General features: G+C 42.0%; 23 protein-coding genes, 1 rRNA gene, 1 other RNA gene and 1 other annotated feature (1 of these 26 only partly in view). Of the genes, 3 read left to right on the top strand and 22 right to left on the bottom strand.

Annotated features, from left to right (window positions below; genetic code table 11):
* Positions 1-10: 10 nt before the first annotated feature.
* Positions 11-1,126 (bottom strand): alkaline phosphatase family protein, encoded by a 1,116-nt coding sequence (locus BrL25_RS10390; protein WP_236847624.1) that lies wholly within the window; start codon positions 1,124-1,126, stop codon positions 11-13.
* A gap of 535 nt (positions 1,127-1,661) precedes the next feature.
* Between BrL25_RS10390 and BrL25_RS10385 the strand changes: the two genes are divergently transcribed.
* Complete coding sequence (locus BrL25_RS10385; protein ID WP_018672351.1) at positions 1,662-2,186, top strand: hypothetical protein; 525 nt, start codon at positions 1,662-1,664, stop codon at positions 2,184-2,186.
* Between the two features lie 3 nt (positions 2,187-2,189).
* On the opposite strand, the gene BrL25_RS10380 is transcribed toward BrL25_RS10385, so the two are convergent.
* The 8 genes from BrL25_RS10380 to ffs all read right to left on the bottom strand — a co-directional run bounded on the left by BrL25_RS10380 (position 2,190) and on the right by ffs (position 8,688).
* Positions 2,190-2,459, bottom strand: a complete 270-nt coding sequence (locus BrL25_RS10380; protein ID WP_018672352.1) for a pro-sigmaK processing inhibitor BofA family protein — start codon at positions 2,457-2,459, stop codon at positions 2,190-2,192.
* Positions 2,460-2,476: 17 nt separating this feature from the next.
* Complete coding sequence (locus tag BrL25_RS10375; RefSeq protein WP_018672353.1) at positions 2,477-2,713, bottom strand: DUF2508 family protein; 237 nt, start codon at positions 2,711-2,713, stop codon at positions 2,477-2,479.
* A 32-nt stretch (positions 2,714-2,745) separates the two neighbouring features.
* Positions 2,746-3,711: a CPBP family intramembrane glutamic endopeptidase gene (locus BrL25_RS10370; RefSeq protein WP_018672354.1), complete on the bottom strand. Its 966-nt coding sequence runs from the start codon at positions 3,709-3,711 to the stop codon at positions 2,746-2,748.
* 145 nt (positions 3,712-3,856) lie between these two features.
* Positions 3,857-4,453, bottom strand: coding sequence for a recombination mediator RecR (gene recR, locus BrL25_RS10365; protein WP_018672355.1), 597 nt, complete (start codon positions 4,451-4,453; stop codon positions 3,857-3,859).
* Positions 4,454-4,490: 37 nt separating this feature from the next.
* Positions 4,491-4,802 carry a YbaB/EbfC family nucleoid-associated protein gene (locus BrL25_RS10360; protein ID WP_018672356.1) on the bottom strand — a complete coding sequence of 104 codons (312 nt, stop codon included), beginning with the start codon at positions 4,800-4,802 and terminating at the stop codon, positions 4,491-4,493.
* Between the two features lie 34 nt (positions 4,803-4,836).
* Positions 4,837-6,618 (bottom strand): DNA polymerase III subunit gamma/tau, encoded by a 1,782-nt coding sequence (gene dnaX / locus BrL25_RS10355; RefSeq protein ID WP_018672357.1) that lies wholly within the window; start codon positions 6,616-6,618, stop codon positions 4,837-4,839.
* A 171-nt stretch (positions 6,619-6,789) separates the two neighbouring features.
* Positions 6,790-8,223, bottom strand: coding sequence for a PAS domain-containing sensor histidine kinase (locus tag BrL25_RS10350; protein ID WP_018672358.1), 1,434 nt, complete (start codon positions 8,221-8,223; stop codon positions 6,790-6,792).
* 199 nt (positions 8,224-8,422) lie between these two features.
* Positions 8,423-8,688, bottom strand: an RNA gene (ffs, locus tag BrL25_RS10345) — signal recognition particle sRNA large type.
* 192 nt (positions 8,689-8,880) lie between these two features.
* On the opposite strand from ffs, the gene BrL25_RS10340 reads away from it, so the two are divergent.
* Positions 8,881-9,609 (top strand): pseudouridine synthase, encoded by a 729-nt coding sequence (locus BrL25_RS10340; protein ID WP_018672359.1) that lies wholly within the window; start codon positions 8,881-8,883, stop codon positions 9,607-9,609.
* Positions 9,610-9,623: 14 nt separating this feature from the next.
* Here BrL25_RS10340 and tadA read toward each other — a convergent pair whose 3' ends face one another.
* The 12 genes from tadA to guaB all read right to left on the bottom strand — a co-directional run bounded on the left by tadA (position 9,624) and on the right by guaB (position 22,684).
* Positions 9,624-10,124 (bottom strand): tRNA adenosine(34) deaminase TadA, encoded by a 501-nt coding sequence (tadA, locus tag BrL25_RS10335; protein WP_026315223.1) that lies wholly within the window; start codon positions 10,122-10,124, stop codon positions 9,624-9,626.
* A gap of 239 nt (positions 10,125-10,363) precedes the next feature.
* Positions 10,364-11,155 carry a sigma-70 family RNA polymerase sigma factor gene (locus BrL25_RS10330; RefSeq protein WP_018672361.1) on the bottom strand — a complete coding sequence of 264 codons (792 nt, stop codon included), beginning with the start codon at positions 11,153-11,155 and terminating at the stop codon, positions 10,364-10,366.
* Positions 11,106-11,606, bottom strand: coding sequence for an anti-sigma B factor RsbW (gene rsbW / locus BrL25_RS10325; protein ID WP_018672362.1), 501 nt, complete (start codon positions 11,604-11,606; stop codon positions 11,106-11,108). The genes BrL25_RS10330 and rsbW overlap by 50 nt, the downstream gene beginning before the upstream one ends.
* Positions 11,603-11,959, bottom strand: a complete 357-nt coding sequence (locus BrL25_RS10320; protein ID WP_018672363.1) for an STAS domain-containing protein — start codon at positions 11,957-11,959, stop codon at positions 11,603-11,605. Before BrL25_RS10320 ends, rsbW begins: the two co-directional genes overlap by 4 nt.
* Positions 11,960-12,132: 173 nt before the next feature.
* A complete protein-coding gene (locus tag BrL25_RS10315; RefSeq protein WP_018672364.1) occupies positions 12,133-12,459 on the bottom strand; it encodes a YflT domain-containing protein in 327 nt (108 codons plus the stop codon).
* Between the two features lie 391 nt (positions 12,460-12,850).
* Positions 12,851-14,134, bottom strand: a complete 1,284-nt coding sequence (aceA, locus tag BrL25_RS10310) for an isocitrate lyase (RefSeq protein WP_018672365.1) — start codon at positions 14,132-14,134, stop codon at positions 12,851-12,853.
* 23 nt (positions 14,135-14,157) lie between these two features.
* On the bottom strand, positions 14,158-15,771 hold the full coding sequence (gene aceB, locus BrL25_RS10305; protein WP_018672366.1) for a malate synthase A: 1,614 nt from the start codon (positions 15,769-15,771) through the stop codon (positions 14,158-14,160).
* A gap of 451 nt (positions 15,772-16,222) precedes the next feature.
* Entirely contained in the window at positions 16,223-17,506 is a 1,284-nt protein-coding gene (serS, locus tag BrL25_RS10295) for a serine--tRNA ligase (protein WP_018672368.1), read from the bottom strand.
* 49 nt (positions 17,507-17,555) lie between these two features.
* Positions 17,556-17,795: a binding site (T-box leader), on the bottom strand.
* 109 nt (positions 17,796-17,904) lie between these two features.
* Complete coding sequence (gene pdxT, locus BrL25_RS10290; RefSeq protein ID WP_018672369.1) at positions 17,905-18,507, bottom strand: pyridoxal 5'-phosphate synthase glutaminase subunit PdxT; 603 nt, start codon at positions 18,505-18,507, stop codon at positions 17,905-17,907.
* Position 18,508: 1 nt separating this feature from the next.
* Entirely contained in the window at positions 18,509-19,393 is an 885-nt protein-coding gene (pdxS, locus tag BrL25_RS10285; RefSeq protein ID WP_018672370.1) for a pyridoxal 5'-phosphate synthase lyase subunit PdxS, read from the bottom strand.
* Between the two features lie 156 nt (positions 19,394-19,549).
* Positions 19,550-20,845 carry a D-alanyl-D-alanine carboxypeptidase family protein gene (locus tag BrL25_RS10280; protein ID WP_018672371.1) on the bottom strand — a complete coding sequence of 432 codons (1,296 nt, stop codon included), beginning with the start codon at positions 20,843-20,845 and terminating at the stop codon, positions 19,550-19,552.
* 378 nt (positions 20,846-21,223) lie between these two features.
* Positions 21,224-22,684, bottom strand: a complete 1,461-nt coding sequence (gene guaB, locus BrL25_RS10275; protein ID WP_018672372.1) for an IMP dehydrogenase — start codon at positions 22,682-22,684, stop codon at positions 21,224-21,226.
* Positions 22,685-22,862: 178 nt separating this feature from the next.
* Between guaB and BrL25_RS10270 the strand changes: the two genes are divergently transcribed.
* Entirely contained in the window at positions 22,863-23,894 is a 1,032-nt protein-coding gene (locus BrL25_RS10270) for a YaaC family protein (RefSeq protein WP_018672373.1), read from the top strand.
* 99 nt (positions 23,895-23,993) lie between these two features.
* Here the strand turns inward: BrL25_RS10270 and BrL25_RS10265 are convergent.
* A 23S ribosomal RNA gene (locus tag BrL25_RS10265) occupies positions 23,994-26,374 on the bottom strand (it continues 548 nt past the right edge of the window).

Below are 26,374 nucleotides of genomic sequence, written 5' to 3'. Positions count from 1 at the left end.
CGCTTGCCTATCATATAATCTGCTCGAATTTATCATTCCCAAAAATGGGGAATTGATGATCTTCGTTTTGATACGTGATCATCCCTTCTAACAAAACAGGTCCCTTTGCTTGCTTCGGATAGGGAACTGCTAAAAGATAAGCAATTGTAGCAGCTACAGAGACTATCGAACGCTTTGTAGTCACGATTTTTCCTTGATGAATAGATGTTCCATGCATGATAAGAGAGGTGTATCGTTCTTTATGACTCAGATGTACTCGTCCACCCATTCCTGTCGCTACTCCATGATCAGAACAAACAATAAATACGGCTTGATTTAGCTTCCCAAGCTTGTCTAATGTATGATAGAACTGCGCGATCATTTGATCTGTCTGGTTTATTTTTTCAACATATTCGTCACAAGAGACCCCACATGCAATCCCTGTTTGATAGATATCTGTCATTTGCACAAGAAGAAATTCTGGATTGTCTTGATCTATGATTTGAATAGCTTGCTCTATTCGATAGTTATCAGGCTGTTGACTTTCCTGTACATAAGCATGATGAGCTTTTTCATCAAATAGGCAGCTTATCCTCTCCTCAGCCAATATCGTCCCTAACTTACCTGCTTGTTGTAAAACATCAAAGATTGTCTCTCTCTCCAATGTCCTTCGAATACCGAGATGGCTATTTATCTGGTGTTCAGACGGATAGGTTCCTGTTAAAAGAGAGCAAAAACAAGCCTTTGTATCAGCCGGATATACGCTCTCTACCTTATCCCAACTAGTTCCTGTTCGTTGCAGCCAATCAAGAAAAGGGGTGTGAGCTTCGAATAATCGTTCCTTATTACAGCCATTCAATACCACTAGATAAACTCGCTCAACCGGAAAAACATACTGTGTAGTAATCTTATTAGCATTATTAATATTCTCAACAGGCTTCCATGTAAAAAACAATTGATGAACCGTATAACTGTAAAAAAATAATACAAACGCAAATACAAAGTGAGATAGGATACTCTCACTCACCGTCCATTCTTGCCATGCCACAGAGGCTTCCTGCATCGCTATTAGTAAGATCCAGGCTTTGGGCAATTGTTCAAGTATATTACCACTGCTTGAATCACTAGCCCTAGTTAGCCTTTTCATAAAGCGTATCCATTGGATAGGAAAGCTGATATGCTTACCTCCATAGAAATAGGAAACACCCCATAACACGGTAACCCCTAGTAGATAAAGACAGACCGCATATAAAGTCATACTAAGCAATAATGATTTATACCATAGGAGGCCTGCAAAACACAGTGGTCCTAGCAAAAACCAACGTATATGTAAGGGGTACTCATAGAAAAACAATAATAAGAAAATAGGAAAACATAATAGTAGGGATATAAAAAAGCTTTGCCAAAACACCATATCGAACCATTCAGAGAAATGAAACCACAAAAAAGCAACCACCACGAATAGGAGAGTAAATATGTTTCCCTGTCGGAAAATACTCCAGCAGACCATGGCGATTCTTTCCTTGCTGAAAGCTGTACTCATGGCATCTCCACTCCGTCTTCCTGACATTACCAATTAATCCCTATGATAATAACCCTATATTTTCCTGTCAATTGGAGGATACAATTATCTATACAACCTACCGATAATACTATAGAACGAACAAAAAGGAGGCCTGTTGATGAAAGAACAGACCATTTACAGCTATCGCTTACTATATCGTTTTCGTTGGGGAATTAGCGGTTATCTGTTACAACTAATTGGGATCATTACGGCCACTTTTATTCTGGGCCTCTGGCAAGCTCTGACTTGGTATTCTTTCATTCTTTTCCTTTGTTGTCTTATTTTCATCCCACTTTTACATATGACAGCCTTTTGGGTGTATGCCTCTATTCTATCCCGGCCATTTCAACTATCTAGCTTGTCTTGGTTGTCTCCTTGGTGGGGCGTTACTCATTCGCTTATGGTGTCACTGGCAAATTACAGAAAAATGGAGACAGTGACTTGTCTAGGTGTATTTTTTACTTGTTTAGCTATTTTTCCATGGTCGTCTTTTCCCTACGGACATTTTTTTGTAATCATAACCATGTTTAGTTTACTTCCACGTCTGATTCCTTTGCTTGTTTCATTCCGCCATCCACGGGAAGCCTATGTGAAATATGAAAAAGCAAGCCTTGCGTTTCTGATGACTGATGGAAAGAGTTAATGTTTAGCCTAGCAGAAATAGCCGAATGACGATCAGCGCAAGTAAGCCGGGAATTCGTAGAAATCCTGCTATAATAGCTGTTACTGGATTAATCGGCACATAAAATCCCGCCATCTCACCAAAAAAATTAGAGAAGTACAAGAGGATCGCTCCAATAATAACATTGAGCGCAATAGTTCCCGTCCAACGCAGTGGACGGGAAACTGATCTACTAAGCGCCACCAAAACCAGGAACCCAATGATAATCCCAGCTATCATGATTTCCGTGTTCATTTTCCCATCCTCTCCCTCTACGCTTCTCTTTGTTTCTCATTTTGACGGCGTATTTGCTTGAGTAAATACATATAGCGCTTCTCAGCAAGACGGTATTGATAAATAAAATGGTCAACCTGTTGGACGCCCTCCGAGAAATCCACATGACGCTGGGCATTTTGCCAATACTGTAGAGCACTAGCAATCGCATTCTGTAAATGATAAGGATGTACCTGTTGCTCTTTCATGCTCGCGTTCCTTTTCAACCATTTCATATAAAAATCCCCCTTCCATTCATTCATGAGGTTTATGATTGAGAAGAAAGAATGACACTAACTACATTGTTTATTGAATGTAATATAATCGAAGCCCACAGTGAGTGAAAGCGATGACGGACGATTCCAAGCGATAAACCAATCATGAATAAAGGCAGAAACAAAGCTAAATCAATATGAATAATAGCAAACCAAAAGCTAGCGATCAGAATTCCCCATAGAGCACCCCACTTTTTCACTAAATAAGTCTGAAGGACTCCGCGAAACATCATTTCTTCGGCGATCGGTACAAATAAGCCAGTCATAAAAAAGGAAAAGAAAATCGTTATCAAACTATTTTGCTTGGCATCTTTTATTTCGCGGCTGATCCCTTCTTCACGTGCGGAGCTTAATGATATTTGAAAAAGGTCAGCCAATGGCGCCACCACATAGCTTAGCAGGAATGTAATACCCAAATAACAGCCTATAATAAATAAAAACATTCTTCCTATATCAGTCGGATTTTTAAAACCTATCGACTCTAAGCGACCTCGAAACCAAATAAAACAAAACATACACAAGACAATTTGCAAGGAAGCAGATTCTAAAAGTCCTCCTATACTTCCCACTGTAAAAAGTGGATAGGTCACGATCCCCGTCCCATATAAGAAAATGGAGGCATTATAAAAGACTTGCATAAATGCGACTGCATGAATAAAATCTGTACCGTTTACCTGTGTATGACTAGTCGAAGTAGAGAATCGCCGATCTCGAATCAAAGCAATAAAAAACAGGGTACTCGTCAGTAATGTAAGAAATATATTCCCCCATAATACTAAAGCTTGTATCGTTCCCATATTGGCTAACATATGGATTTCCCAGGTACCGTCTGCCCTTCGCAAGATTAATGTTGCTGATAATTGAATACTTATATACAGAACATATTGAAAGGTTAATATCCAAGCCCATTTTACAGAGTGCCTTCTTATAGTTGGCATCAATTGCATATATGGTTGCATTCATTCACTCTCCTACTCTTTAGGTTATGCCTCGTCCTAGTGAAAAAGCACTTTCTTTCATTTCAACCTTAAAATATCTTATATTATCTCATATAACAAATAACAAAAAGGCGCATGATTTCTCATGCACCTCTTATCCCTATTATTATAATTCTCGGCGACCTTCTAACGCTTTGGTCAATGTTACTTCATCAGCATACTCTAAATCCCCACCTACAGGTAGACCATGAGCAATACGTGTGACACGAATGCCAAAAGGTTTTACTAAACGGGAAATATACATTGCTGTAGCTTCCCCTTCAATATTAGGGTTTGTAGCTAAAATCAGTTCTTGTACTTGTTCATCACCTAACCGTTTGAGCAGATCGGGAATATGAATATCTTCAGGACCAATCCCATCCATAGGTGAAATAGCACCATGCAGAACATGATAATATCCCGTAAATTCTCTGGTTCGTTCCATGGCAACCAAGTCTTTTGGTTCTTGAACTACACAGATGATAGAACCATCACGGCTTTTATCGCGGCAAATCTGACATGGGTCCGAATCGGTGATATTATTACAAACCGAGCAGTAGTGCAGTTGCCGTTTGGCGTTAACCAATGCTTTTGCTAAATCAAGTACGTCATCTTCCTTCATGCTTAACACATGAAAAGCTAACCGACTTGCTGTTTTTGGTCCAATGCCCGGCAATTTCATAAAACCTTCTATTAATTTCGAGACGGGCTCTGGATAAAACACAACGACCTACTCCTTTACGGGAGCTTATGCTGGTAAATTAGAACAATCCAGGAATGTTCATACCGCCAGTAAAGCGTCCCATTTCTTTTCCAACTACTTCATCGACATTTTTCATAGCATCGTTAATGGCAGCAAGTACTAGATCTTGCAGCATTTCCACGTCTTCTGGGTCAACTACTTCTGGATTGATTGTTACATCAATGACTTGCTTATGTCCATTCGCTTTTACAACTACAGCGCCACCGCCAGCTGTACCTTCTACTACTCTGTCTTTCAATTGTTCTTGTGCTTTTTGCATCTCATCCTGCATTTTTTTTACTTGTTTCATCATTTGTTGCATGTTTTTCATTCGTAATTCCTCCTTTAAATATATGTTTTCTGCTTTATTCCTTAATGTGAGTCAATCTTTCTCCAGCGACTCGAATCGCTTCAGCTATAAACGGGTCCTCTGGAGGCTGATCTGATCCTGTGGAATTTGAATGCGTTTGTTCTCCCCGGACATTTTCCCACTCTTCTTCTGTTATGGATAGAAGCTGGAGTGGTGTACCTGATACAGTAAGAAACGCACGCTCTACAATACCTCTTAGCTCTGGTTCCATTGTTTTTTCACAATGAATCGATCCTTTAAAAGTAACAATAACAGCATCAGAGCTAGCAACAGTCGGCTGACCGCTTACGACCCATGCATGATATTTATAGTGAACTTTTTTCACTTCTGATAAAATTTGGCCCCACGAACCACGAATTTTTTGAGAAAGTCCCTCATCCACTTGTCGAACGGTTTCGCGTACCTTTGTCATAGAAGTCTTCGAGCCGCCTGTAACCGGCATAGCCCGTCGGACTTCTCGTTGTTTCCCATCCTCTGAAGGCGACTTTCCTCCTCCTACAAGGTTCCCCTGTAGAATTTGATTCAGTTTCTCTTCTAGCATTTTTACACGCTCTAAGAGAGGAGTTACATCTGGGCTAGAAACCGCTCCAGTCCCTCCAGAAGCAAGGTTTGGTTCAGATACCACACCTACTCCATGACCAGCCTCCAATACTTCTTGCCCTGTAGATACAGGAACAGCTTTGGAAGTTGGGGCAGATAGGTGGCATAAGCGAACTAATGTCATCTCTACCAAAACTCGTGCAAACGTCGACCATTTAAGTTGAGTCAAGGCCTGATTAAGCTGCTCTATTACTTCATATAAAACAGGCAGAGCAAATCTGTTGGCTACATCTGGGAATTTTTCATCAATGAGTGTACGTTCCATAATTTCTTCCAAATTAGGGGCTGTTTTATATAACAACATATCCCTAAAATAGAACAATAGATCTTGTAAGAACTGTTCAGGGTCTTTTCCCTGAGACATAATCTTCTCCAGCTCTTCCATTACCCCAGTTACATTTTGTTCAGAAATCATATGACCAAGAGTAGAAAAATAAGCTTGTGACACAGCCCCTGTAATCTTTAACACATCGGATGCACTCACTTGATTCCCGCTATAGCTAATCGCCTGATCTAGCAAGCTAAGTGCATCACGCATTCCACCCTCAGCCATTTTAGCAACCAACTGGAGTGCTTGTTCCTCAGCTTCAATTTGTTGAGCATCACATATATGCTGTAAACGGCGGGTCATTTCAGCTAGTGATATGCGATGAAAATCAAAGCGCTGACAACGGGAAATAATGGTTGCTGGTAGCTTATGTGGCTCGGTCGTTGCTAAGATGAATAGTACGTGCCCAGGTGGTTCTTCTAATGTTTTTAACAGTGCGTTAAACGCCTCTGTTGTCAGCATGTGTACTTCATCAATAATGTACACTTTATATTTTACTTCGCTTGGTGCAAATTTGACCTTATCACGTATATCTCGAATTTCTTCTACACCACGATTTGATGCAGCGTCAATCTCCAAGACATCGGTCACTGAGCCTTCTGTAATTGCTATACATGCTGGACATTGGTTACAAGGTTCACCAGCCTGTGGATTCTGACAGTTTACTGCTTTTGCCATAATCTTAGCTGCACTAGTCTTCCCTGTTCCCCTTGGTCCATTAAACAGGTAAGCATGCGAAAGTCGCCCCTCGCGAAGAGCATTTTGCAAGGTAGTTGTGACATGAGTTTGTCCAATCACATCACCAAAGGTTTGCGGTCTATATACCCGATATAGCGCTGTATAAGCCATCCTTGCTCACTCCTTCTCACCTGTTTTGTCAAACCTTCTGATCTTATCTATTATACTATAAGCAATAGCCTTTTTCCAAAGTTGGTTACGCCAACCCATATTTGAACTCAAATAACATAGCACTCAGATACATCTCACTATACATGAGGACGCCCCGAGCGCTATGTTTTTTTACATATATGATAATAAAATGTGAAAGGTCGTTCCAAATCCTTTAGAGGAGACACGGATTTGTCCTCCAATATCATGAATGATTTTTTGGCAAACAGATAACCCTAGCCCAGTCCCTTCATCTTTTGTTGTGAAAAAAGGATCGAAAATCTTATCAATTAAATATCCAGGTATCCCAGGTCCTGTATCTTGAATATTTAGACTAATCTTGTTGGAATCCTCTTCGTAATGGTATGATACCGTCAGGGTTCCTTCATTTCCCATAGCTTCCATTCCATTTTTACAGATATTTAAGAAAACCTGCTTTAATAGTTCAGCATCACCGACAACCATCGGTAAGGCCTCTGTCCCTGTGTAACGAACCTCAATTCCATGCAACAAAGCTTCATTCTCGACGATAGGCATGATTTCTTCAAAGACAGTATGTAAACTGATCATTTGATATTGAACATCGCGAGGTTTGCTCAGAAGCAGAAATTCACTGACTAATGAATTAATCCGATGCAATTCAGTTAACATAATATCAGTAAAAGTCTTTTCTTTATCCATCCCGTTTTCCTTAAAGGATTGCTGAAACATTTGTAAAAAGCCTTTGATTGAAGTTAACGGATTTCTTATTTCATGAGCAGTCCCTGCTGCGATTTGTCCGATCATCGCAAGCCGGTCACTCCGCTCAATCTTTTGTTCCAATGAACGCATATTGGTCACATCTTTAAAGATAACATAAGCTCCAACAATTTGACCTACTTCATTATGCAAAGTATTAGAGTCTACTAAAAGCTCGTAACGTTGCTTTTGATTTGTCCAAGACATAGCTTTATTTTGGAATTTTACCCCCTCTAAAAGCTCTCGTTGTACTAGTCGCTGCTCCTCAGGAATCCCTGCAAAAACCTGATCAATATGCTGATTTAATACAAGCATTCGTTCTACACCTAATATTTTACAGGCTACTTGACTTATATCGACCAATCGAGCCTGAACATCTAGAACGACGACACCCAGATTAATTTCAGAGGTGAGTTGGTTAGCCATACGTTGGGATAGGGATATGGATAAATCTTTGGTTAGCTGGAATAAATGGAAAAAATAAATCGGCTCCTCATTTTTATAAGAAGTAGTAATCATAACAGGTGTTTTTGATTTTTTACCCTGAACATCTTGATAAATCATTTCTGTTGGTTTTAACGACTGTTTTTCTTTGTCTAATAAACTATCGTAAAGATGACTCACAGAATTCATATACGGTATTACTTTTTGAAATGGTGCAGCGATGATCTGTTCATAGCTAAACCCTGTTGCCTGTAATAAGGCTTCACTCACTTCCAAAATGAGACCCTGTCCATCAACAATGAGTAAAGCGTGCTTGATGTGTTGTGAGTATTGCTTTAGTCTTGAGAAAGCATGGCACTTCTGTGACGTTATTATTTTCTCCAACTGTCGCCTCTCCCCTTCCCCATTACTTTCAGTAAGCGGTTTTTACTTTTAGTAGACTTCAAATACAGATTCGGCAACAAAATGGTAAGCCCCTGCTTGTATGGAATAGTTTTCCTCCAAAATATATCGCTAGCCTTCGCCAGGTAACAACAAAAAACGCCACTTATCAAAAGTGACGTTCTAGTTATATGTATAGATGCCGTGCACCTATCATTGATACATTCCATCCGAGCGTTACTTATACAATCGACTCAGACCAGGCTACCCTACGGCACACGCAAGGTCCTACTTATGGCTGCTTCCTTCCGGACCTGACCAGGTTCATAGGTTCACGTTGCATAGGACCCAATCCTCAACACCGATGGTATAAGGCAGACCTCACATAAAATGACCGCTGATAGGAATTCAATCCTGCTACTGCGGATTGCAGGTTACAGGGCACCGCAACCTCCCCATCTAGCACGGCAAACTTTATAAACAAAGTACTTGAAAATCTTTTGCTCACTAAGCATACCATAATAGAATTGGGATAAGCAAGCGATAAACAAATCCAGCACAGGAAAAAGCAAGCAAGTGTATTTCCAGAGTGTCTCCTTGATTTTCGTTATCAGATCAGCCAATATAGGGAGAAAGGAAGAACAAAGTGAGGCTGAATGAATGAAACGTGAACGTCTAGATAAAATATTAGCTAACACAGGAAAAGGAACTCGTAAGGAAGTAAAACAACTGATCAAACAGCGCATCGTTACTGTTGATGGTATCGTGGCAACCGATCCTGGTATGCACGTTATTCCAGAACAACAGCATATAGAAATTGATGGTGTTCCGCTTCTATTTAAACGTTGGGTATTCGTTATGCTTAATAAACCAGCAGGTGTTATTTCAGCAACTGAGGATGCCCTACATGAAACGGTTGTTGATTTGTTACCTGATGAATGGAGACACAAAGTGCACCCTGTAGGTCGTCTCGATATCGACACAGAAGGTCTTCTCCTTCTAACCAACGATGGGCAGCTCTCCCATAGCCTGCTTTCTCCTAAGAAGAAAGTGGACAAAGAATATTTTGCCCGTATTGAGGGACGCGTTACAGATGAACATATTGCTGCATTCAAGCAAGGTGTAACATTGGACGATGGTTATGAAACCATGCCAGCTACTCTGGAAATCCTCCAATCAGGGGACATCTCTGAAATTCATGTGACCATCATGGAAGGGAAATACCATCAGGTAAAGCGTATGTTTGCCGCTTTCGACCTTAAAGTTGTCTACTTGAAACGAGTGCGTATGGGTCCTCTCTTACTCGATGAATCACTTGAGCTAGGTGAATTCCGTGAGCTAACGGAAGAAGAATTGAACTCCTTACGTAAAGGACAAGAAAACGAGTAAGATAAAAGCGGTTTTTAATTCGTTTGTCTGAGGGAGATGCTCTTTGCATCTCCCTTCTTCTTTTTTCGCAGTTGTCGAAAAAAATCTTTAAGCATCATCTGGCATTCTTCTTGTAAAATCCCTGCCCAAACAGGTACCTGATGATTAAATCTTGGTTCGTCGCATAAATTCATCAATGTTCCTGCACAGCCCGCTTTTGGATCAGTTGCCCCGTAATAAACCTGTTCGATCCGGCTTTGTACAATGGCGCCAGCACACATCGGACATGGCTCTAGAGTCACATATAGGTCACATCCGATTAACCGCCATCCCCCTAAGTTTTTACTCGCTTCACGTATAGCAATCATTTCGGCATGTAAGGTCGGGTCCTTTTGTGTTTCACGCAGATTATATCCCCTGCCGACAATCTCTCCCTTTCGTACGATAACCGCACCAATCGGAACCTCTCCTAATGCTGCTGCCTTTTTTGCTTCATTCATCGCTTCTCTCATAAACCTCTCGTGGTTTGGTTCCATCTATCATCACTACTTTCCGTACCCATTTCTATTATTCTTCAGTATAGCTCGCGATGTACTTAACTTCAAACCTCACTCTGGTAGATCCACACTGCTTTCTCGGTAACTCCACTCGCCATTCCTCAGGGAAGTATCTCTGTTAGAGGAGAAGTGGCTAGTACCGAAGCATGAGCCGAGAGAAGCTCGCGTTAAGAAAATAGACCATACAAAAAAACACGCTATCAAATAACGTGTCTTCTCTATTTTTTCGAAACAATATGTCCTGTCGATAAAATATCGCGCAGCTTCTTTACCGCTCTTTTTTGAATACGACATACACTCATCTGTGAAATTCCCAATTCATTAGCAATGGTTCGCTGAGATAAACCGTCTATGTATGCAGAATATATGACTTTTTGCTCCTCTTCCTTTAATTGTTCCATCGCCTCCCCTAAATCTAACTGATTTTCAAGCGCTCCAAAATCGTCTACTGGGGAACTAACTAAATCCCCAATCGTTGACCCGCCCTCGTCTGTACTTAGAGGAGCATCAAGAGATGTTAGTTGGTAATACTCACGCCCAGCTAATACCTCAATGGCTTCCTCTACAGACATTTCCATTTTATCGGCAATTTCCTGAACATCTGGAGAACGCTCCAATGTAATGGTTAGCTCATCAATAACCTGTTGAATACGTGCTCCCTTCTCCTTAATTCGACGTGGCACTTGGACATACCAAGATTTATCTCTCAAATAATTCTTCATATGCCCAATTAAACTTTTCATCGCATAAGGTTCAAAAGCAAATCCTAAACTAGCATCAAATTGCTCTAATGAGCGCAGTAATGATATCTGCCCAATCTGATATAAATCCTCATAAAAATCCCGACAGTTACGAGAGATCTTTTTAGCCGCCATTTTAATCATAGAGTCATAATTAACTAACAAATCGGTAGCTAGTTCTTGGCAGCTGGTTTCCTGATACCTTCGTATCTTTTCTAGATCACTCTCTGCTATCCCGGGAGATGACGCTAACATTGGATTCTGCTGCATGCGTATTCCCTCCTAGACTTCCGCCAAGCCATTTAGTAAGTACCACCTCTGTACCATTTTCATTTGATACCTCAACTTCATCCGTCAGCGCTTGCATCATGTAGATTCCTAAACCGCCAGCTTTTACATCTGCTATTTCTTTATCATGTAAAGAGCTCGCTTTTTCAGACACCGTTTTGTAATCAAAGCTCTCCCCATAGTCTTTAATGACAATACGCAAACTCTCAGGAGCTGTCTCGAACGCCACATCAATAAAACCATCTTCCACTCCTTCATAGGCATGAACAATCACATTATTACAAGCTTCAGATACAGCAACCTTCATATCTTCAATATCTTCAAAAGAAAAACCCATTCTAGTTGCTAATCCATATAAAGAGAGCCGAACTACATCGATAAAGTCAGCATGAGCAGGTATGGTCATACGGACTAATTTATTTTGAGCAATCATGCCGTTCCTCCTGTCTTATCCATACGTGATTCCTTTTGTGGCATTAAAAACTTAGTAATCCCAATCATATCGAACAGACGCTGGGTTTTAGGAGAAACTTCCTCTACATTCAAAGTTGTTCCCATTTCATTCCGCATTTTTAGAAAGGAAATAATAATGCCTATCCCTGTGCTATCGATATATCGTAAATCTCGTAGATTTAAGGTTAATGTTTTATCTTTTTGTATAGCGAGGGGCTCCAAAACCGTTCGAAAATAAGGAGCCATCGATAAATCAAGCTGACCTTGCAGAAATACAATTGTGCCTGACTCTGTTTCCTGCTGTGTCATTTCAAAAACATTCGTTGGGTTCATTCTCATTATCACCTCTGCATTAATAACTGATCTTTTATCATGTACCCACATTTATCTGTTATTGAATCAATATAAAAATATTTGATACATCACTAGAAGATGCCAAAGAATGGGGAGAACCCATCCCATGTGACTCTCCCCTTTTGTTTTTCATCCTTTGGCTCTTCTTTATTTTAATTTGGTTTTGCCACTACTAATACACGACCATTGTCCAATTCACGCTCATAACGTTCTGCTTCTGATTTACTCAATCCTAGCGATTCCATTTTAGAGCGCAATTCGTCCCCACGAGAACGGAATAAATTTGCGATACTACCAAATACTCCTTCCTCGCTTACTCCTATTTCCTCCGCTTCTGTAGTTTCTGCAAGGGTATGGGTCCGCTTTTCATCATGGGCTAGTACATAAATATGATCAGGAGCGTATCCCAAACGGTCGAATTGTTGAATAACTTCTTTCACCTGTACTCCGTTTTCTACTACATGAACTTGTGGTACCATTGTTCATTCCTCCTTCAAATGTTTATGTTTCTTGCTTGCCCTTTACTTACCCTAGCTTTTTTTGACTGAAACAAAAATAACTGCAACGAATCGCTCTCGGTTAGCTTGTTTCAGCTATCTATTAGTAGGGTAAAAAGTAAGCACTCACCCCTAAAAACAGCGCAACGAAAGCATCCACGCCTCTTCATCGTCGCTATAACAAAGGGATTATCAAGAGTTAATTTAGATGATCATTATAAGGAGGAATTTCCAATGAATAAGTCTACATGGATATCTCCGCCACCAAATAGAAAAAGAGCAGGTTATCTTTTTAAAGGAACCTGCTCTTTTTTCTGTATGCATGTAGCCTGTTTGTACCACATTGTACTAGATTATAGCCAAACTCTCTCTCCTATCTACTACCTGAAAATTGTTCTTCTTCTGTTGATCCATGCAAGGCAGTCGTAGAAGAATTACCGCCTGAGATGACTTGTGCAACTTCGTCGAAATATCCTGTTCCTACTTCACGTTGATGCCTTGTTGCGGTATACCCCTTTTGCTCACTAGCAAACTCTTCTTGCTGTAACTCTGAGTAAGCCGCCATTCCTCGATCTCGATAGCCGTGAGCTAGCTCAAACATACTGTGGTTAAGCGCATGGAAACCAGCCAGGGTAACAAATTGGAACTTATACCCCATCTTCCCGATTTCCTGCTGGAAGGAAGCGATGGTATCCTCATCTAGTTTCTTTTTCCAATTGAAGGATGGTGAGCAATTATAGGCTAATAATTTGTTTGGATATTTCTCATGAATGGCTTCGGCAAAACGTTTAGCTTCTTCTAAATTAGGCTCTGACGTCTCGCACCAAATAAGATCTGCATAAGGAGCATATGCTAGTCCTCTGGCAATCGCTGCATCTAGTCCTCCACGTATTTGATAGAATCCTTCCGCTGTACGATCCCCTGTCAAAAATTCCTGATCTTTCGGATCAATGTCACTTGTAAGTAGGTAAGCGCCATTGGCATCGGTACGAGCTACCACTATGGTTGGCACCCCCATTACATCAGCAGCAAATCGTGCGGCTACCAAATTTCTGACGGCTGCTTGAGTAGGAATTAAGACTTTTCCTCCCATATGACCACATTTTTTCTCAGAAGCTAATTGATCCTCAAAATGAACACCTGCAGCGCCCGCCTCAATCATGGCTTTCATTAATTCAAATACATTAAGTGGCCCACCAAACCCAGCTTCCGCATCGGCTACGATTGGTGCAAACCAGTTGATGTCTTCTTTTCCTTCCGAATGAGAAATTTGATCTGCCCGCTGGAAGGCTTGATTAATTCTTTTTACCACTTGTGGCACACTGTTAGCTGGATATAAGCTTTGATCGGGATACATGTGACCAGATAGGTTGGCATCAGCAGCGACTTGCCATCCGCTTAAATAGATGGCTTTTAACCCGGCCTTCACTTGCTGGATCGCTTGATTTCCCGTTAAAGCCCCTAGTGCATGAACATAGTCCTCGGTATGAAGCAGATTCCAAAGTCGATCTGCTCCCAGCTTTGCCAATGTATGTTCGACTTGAATAGAACCACGTAAGCGTACTACTTCCTCAGCCGAATAAGGTCTCGTAATTTCTTCCCAACGTTTAGACTCCCAAGACTGTTCCAATTCCTTGATTTGCTTCAATTTGGTCATTGCTCCCCACTCCTCTTCCTTTTTTAGATGTGCTCATACGCTGGTATCGTAATGAAAGGCATAAATTTTTCCGCCTGAACGACTTCTTTAAACAAAGCAATTGCTCTTGAAAACTCCCCTGCCTCAAAGCGTTCAGAACCGATTTCCTGCTGTAAGGTAGCGATTTCTTCATGGATCAATTCCTCTACCCATTCCCATGTGATTTTACGACCATCTGTTACTATTCCATCGGGATGCCGAATCCATTGCCATACTTGGGCACGAGATATCTCCGCCGTAGCCGCATCCTCCATGAGATTGTTAATGGGCACTGCACCCATTCCCCTCAGCCACGCCTCAACATATTGAATAGCTACACTGATATTTGTCCGTAACCCCTGCTCTGTAATCGTACCCTCTGGAACAGCTAATAAGTCTGCTGGACATACCTGTACGTCGGTTCTCTTTAGATGTAGTTGATTAGCAGAAGGCATGATTTGATCAAATACACTCATTGCAACTGGCACAAGACCAGGATGGGCAACCCATGTACCATCATGACCTGCTAGTGCCTCCCTTTCTTTATCCAGCCTTACCTTCTCGAAGGCAGCTTCATTGGCCAATACATCATTACGAACAGGAATCTGTGCTGCCATTCCCCCCATTGCATGAGCATTTCGTTTATGGCATGTCTGAATGGTTAGATCGCAATAAGCTTTCATAAAAGGAACAGCCATGGTTACTTGAGCACGATCAGGGAATATTATCCTTTTGTTTTTGCGGAATTTTTTGATAAAACTAAAAATATAATCCCATCGTCCACAGTTAAGTCCAGCACTGTGATCTCGTAGTTCATACAGAATTTCATCCATCTCAAAGCTAGCAAGAATCGTTTCTATGAGCACTGTTGCCTTAATCGTACCTTGTTCAATTCCTAGCCTTTGTTGGGCGAATACGAAAACATCATTCCATAGCCTTGCTTCTTCGTGCCCTTCTATCTTCGGAAGATAAAAATAAGGACCCGATCCTATTTCCAATAGCTTTTTGGCATTGTGATAAAAATAGAGACCAAAGTCCACAAAACTAGCTGACATAGGGTGACCATCTACATAAATATGCTTCTCTTGTAAGTGCCAGCCACGTGGTCTCACTAACAATGTAGTAATCTGCTCATGTAGCTGATATGATTTCCCCTCTTTACTAGTAAAGGAAATGGTACGGTTAATGACATCTCTCATGTTGATTTGACCTTCTATCGTATTTCTCCAAGAAGGTGAATTGGCATCTTCAAAATCGGCCATAAAAGCTTTAGCTCCTGAGTTACAAGCGTTGATGACCATTTTCCGATCTGAGGTGGGGCCAGTAATTTCAACCCGACGATCCTGTAAATCAGCAGGAATAGGGGCAATCGTCCAATCCGCTTCTCGAATGTCTTTGGTTTCCTCTAAAAAGTGGGGCATCATTCCCTGATCAAATTCCTGTTGTCGTTTTTCTCTCTTTAGCAAAAGCTCCTGTCGTCTCACCTCAAATGTTCTTGATAGATCAGCTAGAAAACTCAATGCATCTGGTGTCAATATTTCTTGATACCGCTCATTCATCTCTCCAGTAATCTGAACACCAGCTGGATACGGTTGAATTTCAGTCAAAATTCTTTCCATTTTCAACACTCCCCTCCGTGTAACTACCTCCACTTATTCAACTAATCCTGATCCACTACATGTACAACAACTTATACAACCATGTCCTTGGCATGAGACACAGTAATCCCCTTCGTGTGTATGACCTTTTCCCTTACAATGCGGGCAGTCATTTTCGCCATTTCCATTGCATTTGTAGCAGTCCATCTTCCATCCTCCTTATCCTGTAGTAATTCTGTATTATAACAATAATCTTTTATATGAATTAATATATAACAGTTAGTTCTGAATTGACAATCTTTTTTAAAATTATTTTCCAATAAATTCTTTTTTATCATAAAAATTCTTATTCCAATTGCTTTTTACGATGCTAAAAACCATAAAAAACTGGTAGCTGTCTATTGAATAGACGACTACCAGTTTTGCTTTTACCTATGAAGTTTTATACAGCCATTAAACAGTACCTACTCTGTTATTTCTTAGCTGTAATTCGTTCTACTCCACCCATGTAAGGACGCAATACTTCTGGAATCACAACAGAGCCATCTGCTTGTTGGAAGTTTTCCAGAATAGCTGCTACTGTACGACCTAATGCCAAACCAGAGCCATTCATTGTATGCACGAATTCCGGTTTGCTTTTTGCATCGCGACGGAAACGAATATTTGCACGACGAGCTTGGAAATCCTCAAAATTAGAACAAGAAGAAATCTCACGGTAGGTGCTATAGCTTGCAAGCCATACTTCCAAATCGTACTTTTTCGCAGCTGTAAAACCAAGGTCACCTGTACACATGCTCATGACACGGTATGGCAAGCCAAGCATTTGCAACACGGTTTCCGCATTGTTTACCAGCTTTTCTAGCTCTTCATATGAATCCTCAGGTTTCACGAACTTCACAAGTTCAACCTTATTAAACTGATGCTGGCGAATTAATCCACGTGTATCACGTCCTGCTGACCCCGCCTCAGAACGGAAGCATGCACTGAATGCATTGTATTTAAGCGGTAGTTGAGCGACGTCAATAATCTCGTCACGATGCATATTGGTAACAGGTACTTCAGAAGTTGGGATCAAGAAATAATCAACTCCATCTACCTTAAAAGCATCCTCTTCAAACTTAGGCAATTGTCCTGTCCCGGTCATGCTAGCGCGATTAACCATATATGGTGGTAATACTTCTTCGTATCCATGCTTGTCTGCATGAAGATCCATCATAAAGTTCATTAGGGCACGCTCTAAGCGAGCACCCATGCCTTTATAGAAAACAAAACGGCTTCCTGTAACTTTGGACGCTGTTTCAAAATCAAGAATACCTAACGCATCGGCTACTTCCCAATGTGGCTTTGGTTCGAAGCTGAAGGTTGGAACTTCTCCCCACATCCGATGCACTGCGTTATCATCTTCTGTTGTACCTATTGGCGTGCTTTCATGTGGCAAATTAGGAAGGCTTAATAGAATGATATTTAGCTGTTCGTCTAACTCACGCAGTTCTTCATCCAACGCCTTAATGCGTTCATTAACTTGCTTCATCTCAGAAATCAGATGATCTGCATTCTCTTTATTACGCTTTAATACGGCTACTTGCTCTGATACTGTATTACGTTTATTTTTTAGCGTATCCCCTTCTTGAATAAGCTGTCTACGTTTTTCATCCACTTCTGCAAACTGATCCAGTGCGGAGATATCCTCGTTACGGTGCGTCAATCGACGTCTTACTTCTTCAATATCTTGACGCAGTATTTTTACGTCTAACATGTAAAACCCCTCCAAATTTTAGACAAAATAAAAAACACCCATCCCATCTACTAGGGACGAATGTTAACTCCGCGTTGCCACCCTCATTGATAAGCCATATAGCCCGCCTAAATCAAACAAGCTAGTCTTATCCTCTTCATTCCACGTAAATAACGGTACGCACGACCGGGCAAAGTTATGTCCTTTACCACTCAAAGATGGATTCTTCTGCCCATTGGGTCGATTCGCACCAACCATCGACTCTCTTAACCAATAAAAACAGAGTACTATTTCTTATCAACATGTTCTTTATGGGTGTTTTTCTTGTTATTAAATGTACTACATGATGTAATCAATTGCAAACAATGCTCTATGTTCATTTTACACGCTCTGTTTTATTTTGAAAAGAAGAAAGCACCCTATACGGATGCTTTCCCTGTTGTTAGATATTCTTTCACCATGCCTACAAAATATTTATGCATTCGATAATCATCTGTTAGTTCTGGATGAAAGGATGCCGCTAAAAATTGCCCTTGACGAGCAGATACGATATTTTCTTCATGTTTCGCTAACACTTCGCCTTTATCGCCGACTTTTAGGATAAGAGGCGCACGGATAAAGACAGTTGGAAAGTCAGAAGCTACGCCAGCAATTGGCATCTTGATTTCAAAGCTTTCCTTTTGTCGTCCAAAAGCATTTCGCGCCACTTTCATTTCCATTAAACCTAGATGAGCTTCTGGTGCATACTCAATTTCATTTGCAAGTAAGATAGCACCTGCACATGTTCCAAACACAGGCTTCTTCTCATTCGCAAACTGACGAATAGCGTCCATAAAGCCGTATTTATGCATGAGTTTGCTTATAGTTGTACTCTCGCCACCCGGAATGACCAAGCCATCTATCTCAGATAGCTCGTCCACCTTTTTAATTGCGGTAGCTTCCGCACCTGCTAACTCAAGCATGCGCATATGTTCTGCAACCGCACCTTGTAGGGCGAGAACACCGATTCTTGGCTTGCTCATATTACCAACCGCGCTCTTGCATGCGCTCAGCTTGCGGCAACTTAGAAATTTCGATTCCTGTCATCGCAGAACCAAGGTCTTTAGAAACGCGTGCAATCAATTCGTAATCAGTGTAGTGTGTTGTTGCTTCTACAATAGCACGAGCGAATTTTTCAGGATTCTCGGATTTAAAGATACCGGAACCTACGAATACGCCATCCGCACCTAGTTGCATCATCAAAGCAGCATCAGCTGGTGTTGCAACACCACCGGCAGCGAAGTTTACAACAGGAAGCTTTCCTGTTTTGTGAATTTGCTCCAACAATTCATACGGAGCTCCAAGATTTTTCGCTTCAGCCATTAATTCATCATAAGACATGCTCTGTACTTTACGGATTTGCGCTTGCATCGTACGCATATGGCGAACAGCCTCAACAATGTTTCCTGTTCCTGGCTCCCCTTTTGTACGAATCATAGATGCACCTTCTCCGATACGACGAAGAGCTTCACCTAAATCACGCGCACCACAGACAAATGGCACTGTGAAATCTTTTTTATTAATATGGTACAAGTCATCAGCAGGAGTAAGTACTTCACTTTCATCAAGATAATCTACTCCCATAGATTCCAGGACACGTGCTTCTACAAAATGACCAATACGTGCTTTTGCCATTACAGGAATCGTGACGGATTTTAATACTTCCTCTACAATTCCTAGATCAGCCATGCGCGCTACGCCACCGGCCGCACGAATATCAGATGGAACGCGTTCCAGTGCCATAACGGCTACTGCACCCGCAGCTTCCGCAATCTTAGCTTGCTCAGCGTTGACAACGTCCATAATTACGCCGCCTTTTTGCATTTCTGCCATTCCACGTTTAACACGATCTGTACCTACCTGTACCATCAGTGAGCCTCCCCTATAAGTGAACATCCCTACAAAAGGATTAGATTTGAAACATTGTTTTTATTGTAAACCAATCAGAAAAAGTAGACAACATATCTTGACAGAATATTTGCCTTCTTTTAAAGTTCTATTGCTCGCAACGCTACCTCTGCTTCATTAGCCAACAATACTTTTAAACAGATTAGCGATAAATTCAAAGATACTTCTAAAGAATAGGCGAATCCAGCTACCTTCTTCTACATCTTCAGCAGCTATCAAATCTACTCCGCCCTTTAGATTACTTGGCATCAAATAATCGCTTTTCCCTTCTGTATCAAGGTGGACGGTACCAATAACATCACCTTTTTTAATAGGAGCCGTCAAAACTTTATACTCGACACGAGGCGTTGCTTTAGCTTCTTCTCCAATTTTACCCACAACATTAACTGATTTGGTGGTAATAACTGGAACTTCTAGAGCTACACCCTTTTTAACTGGTGCATTTTCAAATCCTGGTACAGGTACGCCTTTTCCCAGCTTCTCTGTAGCTTTGTAGGTGCTATATCCATAATTTAATAACTTTTTCGTTTCTTCAAAACGACTTGTTTTTGTTTTAGCTCCCATAACAACTGTGATTAAGCGCATTCCATCACGATAAGCTGTTCCTGTAAAGCAATAGCCTGCTGCATCCGTATAACCAGTCTTAAGACCATCTACCCCAAGTGTTTCATTTGGCAAACCTGGAAGCATCCAGTTATTGTTTGCTAGCTTGATTTCATCTTTTTGACCCTCACGGAACACCCAGCGCGGTATGTTAGAAATTTTTAATGCCTCAGGATAATCAGTCACTAAATGATCTGCCAGGATAGCTGCATCACGCGCAGACATCACATTATCCTTGCTTGTATCGGCTGGTTTAAAAGGGCCTAATTCATTAGCAGGCAAACCAGTTGATGTAACAAAAAACGTATTTTTCATCCCCAGCTCTTGGGCTTTTTTATTCATCATGTCTACAAAATTGGCTTCAGATCCACCAATCTTTTCTGCTAACAGTGCTGTAGCATCGTTAGCTGAGGCAATCGCCATGGCTTTATATAGTTCACTTACCTTGTGACTTTCCCCAGCATTTAAGTACACGCCTGAGGAGTCCTTTATTTTAGCAATAAAGAAAGCATAGTCACTAACAGGTACAAGTTCATCCTCTTTAATTTTTCCTTTTTTAATAGCCTCTAATACCAGATACTCAGTCATCATTTTAGTCATACTAGCTGGTGGCAATGGAGTGTCTGGATTTTTACTATACAAAATCTTTCCCGTTGATGCTTCTACTAGAATTGCTGAACTCGCCACTAAATCAAGATTGGCAGGCGTGTCAGCAGCAGAAGCCTGCATTGCTCCCCCAACAATGGATAGCATTCCAATCGCACCAGCCAATAAAAGTTTGTTTACTCTCGCTGTCCATTTTTGCATCATGTCTACAATCACTCCCCTACTTTTTAAAAATATCCTTTTTTTTCTTTTTTCCTGTTGAACACAGTCTTTAGTCTATCATACTAAAAGCCGTTGTTTGAAGAGCACCATACGCATCTCAATGAGAAAAATTGCTGGTAATGCTAGCCAACAGAAAATCCCCTCTTTTAACCTGACGTTCTAATAGGATGTTTTGATACAGATTTTATTTGTTTTTTTGGAGACGTAGCTTCTGATTCTACAACCCTTCGTGATAATACGATCTTTTACATCGTATATTTCATTCCTTAGATAGCATAAAAAACAAAAGGACTCCCAAATGGGAAAGCCCTTTTGTCTCACCTTGCTTTTTAGCTTGGTAAACCTATCGTTGCTCTATCCTTATGAAATAGAGTAGTTTGGAGATTCTTTTGTAATTTGAACATCATGTGGATGGCTTTCACGCAAGCCTGCACCAGTAATACGAACGAAAGTAGACTTATCACGCAAGTCGGCAATTGTAGCCGCCCCACAATAACCCATACCAGCACGTAGACCACCAACAAGCTGATACACAACATCAGCCAAAGGTCCTTTATAAGCTACACGCCCTTCAATACCTTCAGGAACTAGCTTCTGAGCATTCTCCTGGAAGTAACGATCTTTACTTCCTGCTTTCATAGCGCCGATGGAACCCATTCCACGATACACTTTAAAACGACGTCCTTGATAAATTTCAAATTCACCTGGAGATTCATCTGTACCTGCAAACAAGCTACCAATCATGATAACAGATGCGCCGGCACCTACAGCTTTCGCTAGATCACCAGAGTATTTAATACCACCATCGGCGATAACTGGAATATTATATTGACGTGCTACAGTGGCGCACTCATAAATCGCTGTGATTTGTGGAACCCCAATTCCAGCAACAACACGAGTAGTACAAATTGAACCAGGACCAATTCCCACTTTAACAACAGAAGCCCCTGCCTCAATCAGATCCTTTGTAGCTTGTCCAGTAGCGACGTTACCAGCAATAATCGTTAATTCAGGGTAAAGGGTACGTACCTTCTTAACTGTCTCTAGAACCCCTTTAGAATGGCCGTGCGCTGTATCAATGACTAACACATCAATTCCTGCTTGTACTAAAGCCTCGGTACGCTCAAAAGTATCATTTGATACCCCTACTGCTGCCCCGCAAAGCAATCGTCCTTGCTCATCTTTCGCTGCATTCGGATATTGAATAAGTTTTTCGATATCCTTAATCGTGATAAGCCCTTTTAAGACATTATTTTCATCTACCAAAGGTAGCTTTTCGATTTTATGCTTCTGTAAGATTTGTTCAGCTTCTGGCAATGTAGTGCCTACAGATGCTGTAACAAGATTTTCTTTAGTCATTACTTCTTTGACCATAATGGAGAAGTCATGTACGAAACGTAGATCACGATTTGTTAAAATACCAATCAATTGATTTTGATCGTTAACGATTGGTACACCGGAAATACGATATTTACCCATGAGGGCATCTGCATCTGCAACAGTGTGGTTTTCAGTTAACGAAAATGGGTTTGTAATAACACCACTCTCAGAGCGCTTTACGCGATCTACCTCACTTGCTTGCTGTTCAATGGTCATGTTTTTATGAATAATACCTAGACCGCCTTGACGAGCCATTGCAATAGCAAGTGCAGATTCTGTTACTGTATCCATACCGGCGCTAATTAATGGTATGTTGAGTTTCACCTTTTTGCTTAATACTGTGGATACATTAACGTCTTTTGGAAGCACTTCTGATTTAGCTGGTACCAATAATACATCATCAAAAGTTAAGCCTTCCTTAGCAAACTTATTTTCCCACACGGTTCAAGGACCCCTTTCAGCCGAAAATCTTTTCATCAGTGTAGCAAACGGCTCAATTTAATGTCAAGGAATGCTTATATTGTTCGCTTTTATAGGAGAAAATATAAATGTTTCTTAGATTACATAAGAATAGTATTTATAAAAATGAATATTCGGAAAATAAAGGGGTAATTTTTCCATGTCTCTTCAAGATGTCTGGCAACAGCTTTCTATTATGGAAACCGAGCCTACTTCACGTTCTTTTCTTACTGCTTCTTATCAAAGAATGGGCTTACCAAATCCTGAAAAGCATGCCTTTCAAAACAGCACTCGTTTTTTATACACTTGGATGCAAGCTAGACATTTTTATGGGATGGCTGAGAAAAGTTCTTTATTAATCAAGCCTCTCCTATTGTTTTACGGATGCGTTCATTTACTTAAGGGCCTAATTCTTACCAAAGATCCAGATTATCCCCAGAACAGTCGCATGTTACAGCATGGTGTTACCGCACGAAAAGTTAAAAAAAACCCTTATCATTTGTTGGATGATGAAATGAAACCTCAAAAGGAAGGTTTCTTTCCCCATCTATGTCGGCTTCTTTCTATAAGTCCCATATCCGATCGTTATCGAGTAGGTGATCTATTTTTATCACTACCTGATCTTCGTGAGGAAATGAAATATTTCCAATTATCAAGTCCTTGGGTGCCTGTATCTATCATGACAGAGCGACCATTTGTGTTTACTCTCCCTCAAGCAGATGAAGGAGCACTCTCTTATTCAGATGAAACCTTGCAACATTATTTAAATCGGTTGTTTTTAGCTACTAATAAACAGGAGTCATCCGCAAGTTTTCCTTCCTTCTGTACACTTAGACAAAACACCGATAAAGCTAGGTTCACTCTACCTCCAGCTTCTTCTTTCTCTAGTCGGATACGTCTTTTTGAGTGTGATGACCGAGTATCTCTATTGGAACATCCCCTATTTTCAATAGACCAAAATAGGAATTTTTATCTTTGGAATGATATCCAGAATCAGCCTATCGCCCTATTTGCCAATCATTATTTATTACTCTATGGTCTAAGCATGCTTTGTCGTTATGAAAGTGAATTATGGGGAGAACTAGTATTGTCACATCAATATGCTGAAAAACTATTAATAGATAAGTTCTGCACGTATCATATGGAGCTTTTTCCATATATGGTAGGCCGGCAATTACAGCTTCTTACGTAATCTGTTAACACATCAAAAAAGCTAGTTATCCATAAATGGTAACTAGCTTCTATCTTTATTCCCTGAAAACTGGATAATAAAAGTCAGCATAAAGGCAATGTGGATAAGTCCTCGACCGATTAGTATTCGTCAGCTCCATGCATTACTGCACTTCCACACCGAACCTATCAACCTCATCGTCTATGAGGGGTCTTACTAGCTTGCGCTATGGGAAGTCTCATCTTGAAGGGGGCTTCACGCTTAGATGCTTTCAGCGCTTATCCCGTCCGCACATAGCTACCCAGCTGTGCCACTGGCGTGACAACTGGTGCACCAGAGGTGCGTCCATCCCGGTCCTCTCGTACTAAGGACAGCTCTCCTCAAACTTCCTACGCCCGCGACAGATAGGGACCGAACTGTCTCACGACGTTCTGAACCCAGCTCGCGTACCGCTTTAATGGGCGAACAGCCCAACCCTTGGGACCTACTTCAGCCCCAGGATGCGATGAGCCGACATCGAGGTGCCAAACCTCCCCGTCGATGTGGACTCTTGGGGGAGATAAGCCTGTTATCCCCAGGGTAGCTTTTATCCGTTGAGCGATGGCCCTTCCATGCGGAACCACCGGATCACTAAGCCCGACTTTCGTCCCTGCTCGACTTGTAGGTCTCGCAGTCAAGCTCCCTTGTGCCTTTACACTCTACGAATGATTTCCGACCATTCTGAGGGAACCTTTGGGCGCCTCCGTTACTCTTTAGGAGGCGACCGCCCCAGTCAAACTGCCCACCTGGCATGGTCCTTCCACCCGATAAGGGCGGCAAGTTAGAAACTCCGTACATCAAGGGTGGTATCCCAACGACAGCTCCACGAAGGCTGGCGCCCTCGCTTCACAGCTTCCCACCTATTCTGTACATGATGCACAAAGTTTCAATACCAGGCTACAGTAAAGCTCCATGGGGTCTTTCCGTCTTGTCGCGGGTAACCTGCATCTTCACAGGTATTATGATTTCACCGGGTCTCTTGCCGAGACAGCGCCCAAGTCGTTACGCCTTTCGTGCGGGTCGGAACTTACCCGACAAGGAATTTCGCTACCTTAGGACCGTTATAGTTACGGCCGCCGTTTACTGGGGCTTCGGTTCAAAGCTTCGCTTGCGCTAACCCATCCCCTTAACCTTCCAGCACCGGGCAGGCGTCAGCCCCTATACTTCGCCTTGCGGCTTCGCAGAGACCTGTGTTTTTGCTAAACAGTCGCTTGGGCCTTTTCACTGCGGCCTCCTCGGGCTATAAACCCTACCGAGGCGCCCCTTCTCCCGAAGTTACGGGGCCATTTTGCCGAGTTCCTTAGCAAGAGTTATCCCGCGCACCTTAGGATTCTCTCCTCGCCTACCTGTGTCGGTTTGCGGTACGGGCACCTTGTTCCTCGCTAGACGCTTTTCTTGGCAGTGTGAAATCAGGGACTTCGGTACTTATATTTCCCTCGCCATCACAGCTTGTGCTTACTGGTGTGCGGATTTGCCTACACACCACACTTACTGCTTAGACGGCCATCCAATAGGCCGCTCACCCTATCCTCCTGCGTCACGCCATTGCTCAAGCGGAACAGAGGTGGTACTGGAATATCAACCAGTTGTCCATCGCCTACGCCTTTCGGCCTCAGCTTAGGTCCCGACTAACCCTGGGAGGACGAGCCTTCCCCAGGAAACCTTAGGCTTTCGGTGGACAAGATTCTCACTTGTCTTTTCGCTACTTACACCGGCATTCTCACTTCCAAGCGCTCCACCGCTCCTCACGATACGGCTTCACTGCTGCTTGGAACGCTCCCCTACCCAGTCCATAAGGACTGCCATAGCTTCGGCGGTATGTTTAGCCCCGTTACATTTTCCGCGCAGAGTCACTCGACCAGTGAGCTATTACGCACTCTTTAAATGGTGGCTGCTTCTAAGCCAACATCCTGGTTGTCTGGGCAACTCCACATCGTTTCCCACTTAACATACACTTGGGGGCCTTAGCTGATGGTCTGGGCTGTTTCCCTTTTGACGATGGATCTTAGCACTCACCGTCTGACTCCCGGATATAAGTACTTGGCATTCGGAGTTTGACTGAATTCGGTAACCCGATGAGGGCCCCTAGTCCAATCAGTGCTCTACCTCCAAGACTCTAAATCCGAGGCTAGCCCTAAAGCTATTTCGGGGAGAACCAGCTATCTCCGAGTTCGATTGGAATTTCACCGCTAGCCACACCTCATCCCCGCACTTTTCAACGTGCGTGGGTTCGGGCCTCCAGTAGGTGTTACCCTACCTTCACCCTGGACATGGCTAGATCACACGGTTTCGGGTCTACGACAACGTACTTTCGCCCTATTCAGACTCGCTTTCGCTGCGGCTCCGTCTCTTCGACTTAACCTCGCACGCTATCGTAACTCGCCGGTTCATTCTACAAAAGGCACGCCGTCACACATAGAAAGTGCTCCGACTATTTGTAAGCACACGGTTTCAGGTACTAT

Origin of the sequence: Brevibacillus laterosporus DSM 25, assembly GCF_002706795.1 — a bacterium.
Classification (GTDB): domain Bacteria; phylum Bacillota; class Bacilli; order Brevibacillales; family Brevibacillaceae; genus Brevibacillus_B; species Brevibacillus_B laterosporus.
The sequence above is the reverse complement of the archived record's forward strand: the minus strand, read 5'-3'. Positions and strand labels throughout refer to the sequence as shown.

Coding starts and splice junctions, on each gene's coding strand:
- aceB (WP_018672366.1), bottom strand. CDS start 15,771: ATGGAAAGAATTTTGACTGAAATTCAACCGTATCCAGCTGGTGTTCAG.
- BrL25_RS10320 (WP_018672363.1), bottom strand. CDS start 11,959: ATGAACCCAACGAATGTTTTTGAAATGACACAGCAGGAAACAGAGTCA.
- BrL25_RS10385 (WP_018672351.1), top strand. CDS start 1,662: ATGAAAGAACAGACCATTTACAGCTATCGCTTACTATATCGTTTTCGT.
- pdxT (WP_018672369.1), bottom strand. CDS start 18,507: ATGAGCAAGCCAAGAATCGGTGTTCTCGCCCTACAAGGTGCGGTTGCA.
- BrL25_RS10270 (WP_018672373.1), top strand. CDS start 22,863: ATGTCTCTTCAAGATGTCTGGCAACAGCTTTCTATTATGGAAACCGAG.
- aceA (WP_018672365.1), bottom strand. CDS start 14,134: ATGACCAAATTGAAGCAAATCAAGGAATTGGAACAGTCTTGGGAGTCT.
- BrL25_RS10330 (WP_018672361.1), bottom strand. CDS start 11,155: ATGCAGCAGAATCCAATGTTAGCGTCATCTCCCGGGATAGCAGAGAGT.
- pdxS (WP_018672370.1), bottom strand. CDS start 19,393: ATGGTACAGGTAGGTACAGATCGTGTTAAACGTGGAATGGCAGAAATG.
- BrL25_RS10360 (WP_018672356.1), bottom strand. CDS start 4,802: ATGAAAAACATGCAACAAATGATGAAACAAGTAAAAAAAATGCAGGAT.
- BrL25_RS10380 (WP_018672352.1), bottom strand. CDS start 2,459: ATGAACACGGAAATCATGATAGCTGGGATTATCATTGGGTTCCTGGTT.
- tadA (WP_026315223.1), bottom strand. CDS start 10,124: ATGGAACCAAACCACGAGAGGTTTATGAGAGAAGCGATGAATGAAGCA.
- rsbW (WP_018672362.1), bottom strand. CDS start 11,606: ATGATTGCTCAAAATAAATTAGTCCGTATGACCATACCTGCTCATGCT.
- BrL25_RS10370 (WP_018672354.1), bottom strand. CDS start 3,711: ATGCAACCATATATGCAATTGATGCCAACTATAAGAAGGCACTCTGTA.
- BrL25_RS10315 (WP_018672364.1), bottom strand. CDS start 12,459: ATGGTACCACAAGTTCATGTAGTAGAAAACGGAGTACAGGTGAAAGAA.
- serS (WP_018672368.1), bottom strand. CDS start 17,506: ATGTTAGACGTAAAAATACTGCGTCAAGATATTGAAGAAGTAAGACGT.
- BrL25_RS10280 (WP_018672371.1), bottom strand. CDS start 20,845: ATGATGCAAAAATGGACAGCGAGAGTAAACAAACTTTTATTGGCTGGT.
- dnaX (WP_018672357.1), bottom strand. CDS start 6,618: ATGGCTTATACAGCGCTATATCGGGTATATAGACCGCAAACCTTTGGT.
- BrL25_RS10390 (WP_236847624.1), bottom strand. CDS start 1,126: ATGAAAAGGCTAACTAGGGCTAGTGATTCAAGCAGTGGTAATATACTT.
- BrL25_RS10375 (WP_018672353.1), bottom strand. CDS start 2,713: ATGAAATGGTTGAAAAGGAACGCGAGCATGAAAGAGCAACAGGTACAT.
- BrL25_RS10340 (WP_018672359.1), top strand. CDS start 8,881: ATGAAACGTGAACGTCTAGATAAAATATTAGCTAACACAGGAAAAGGA.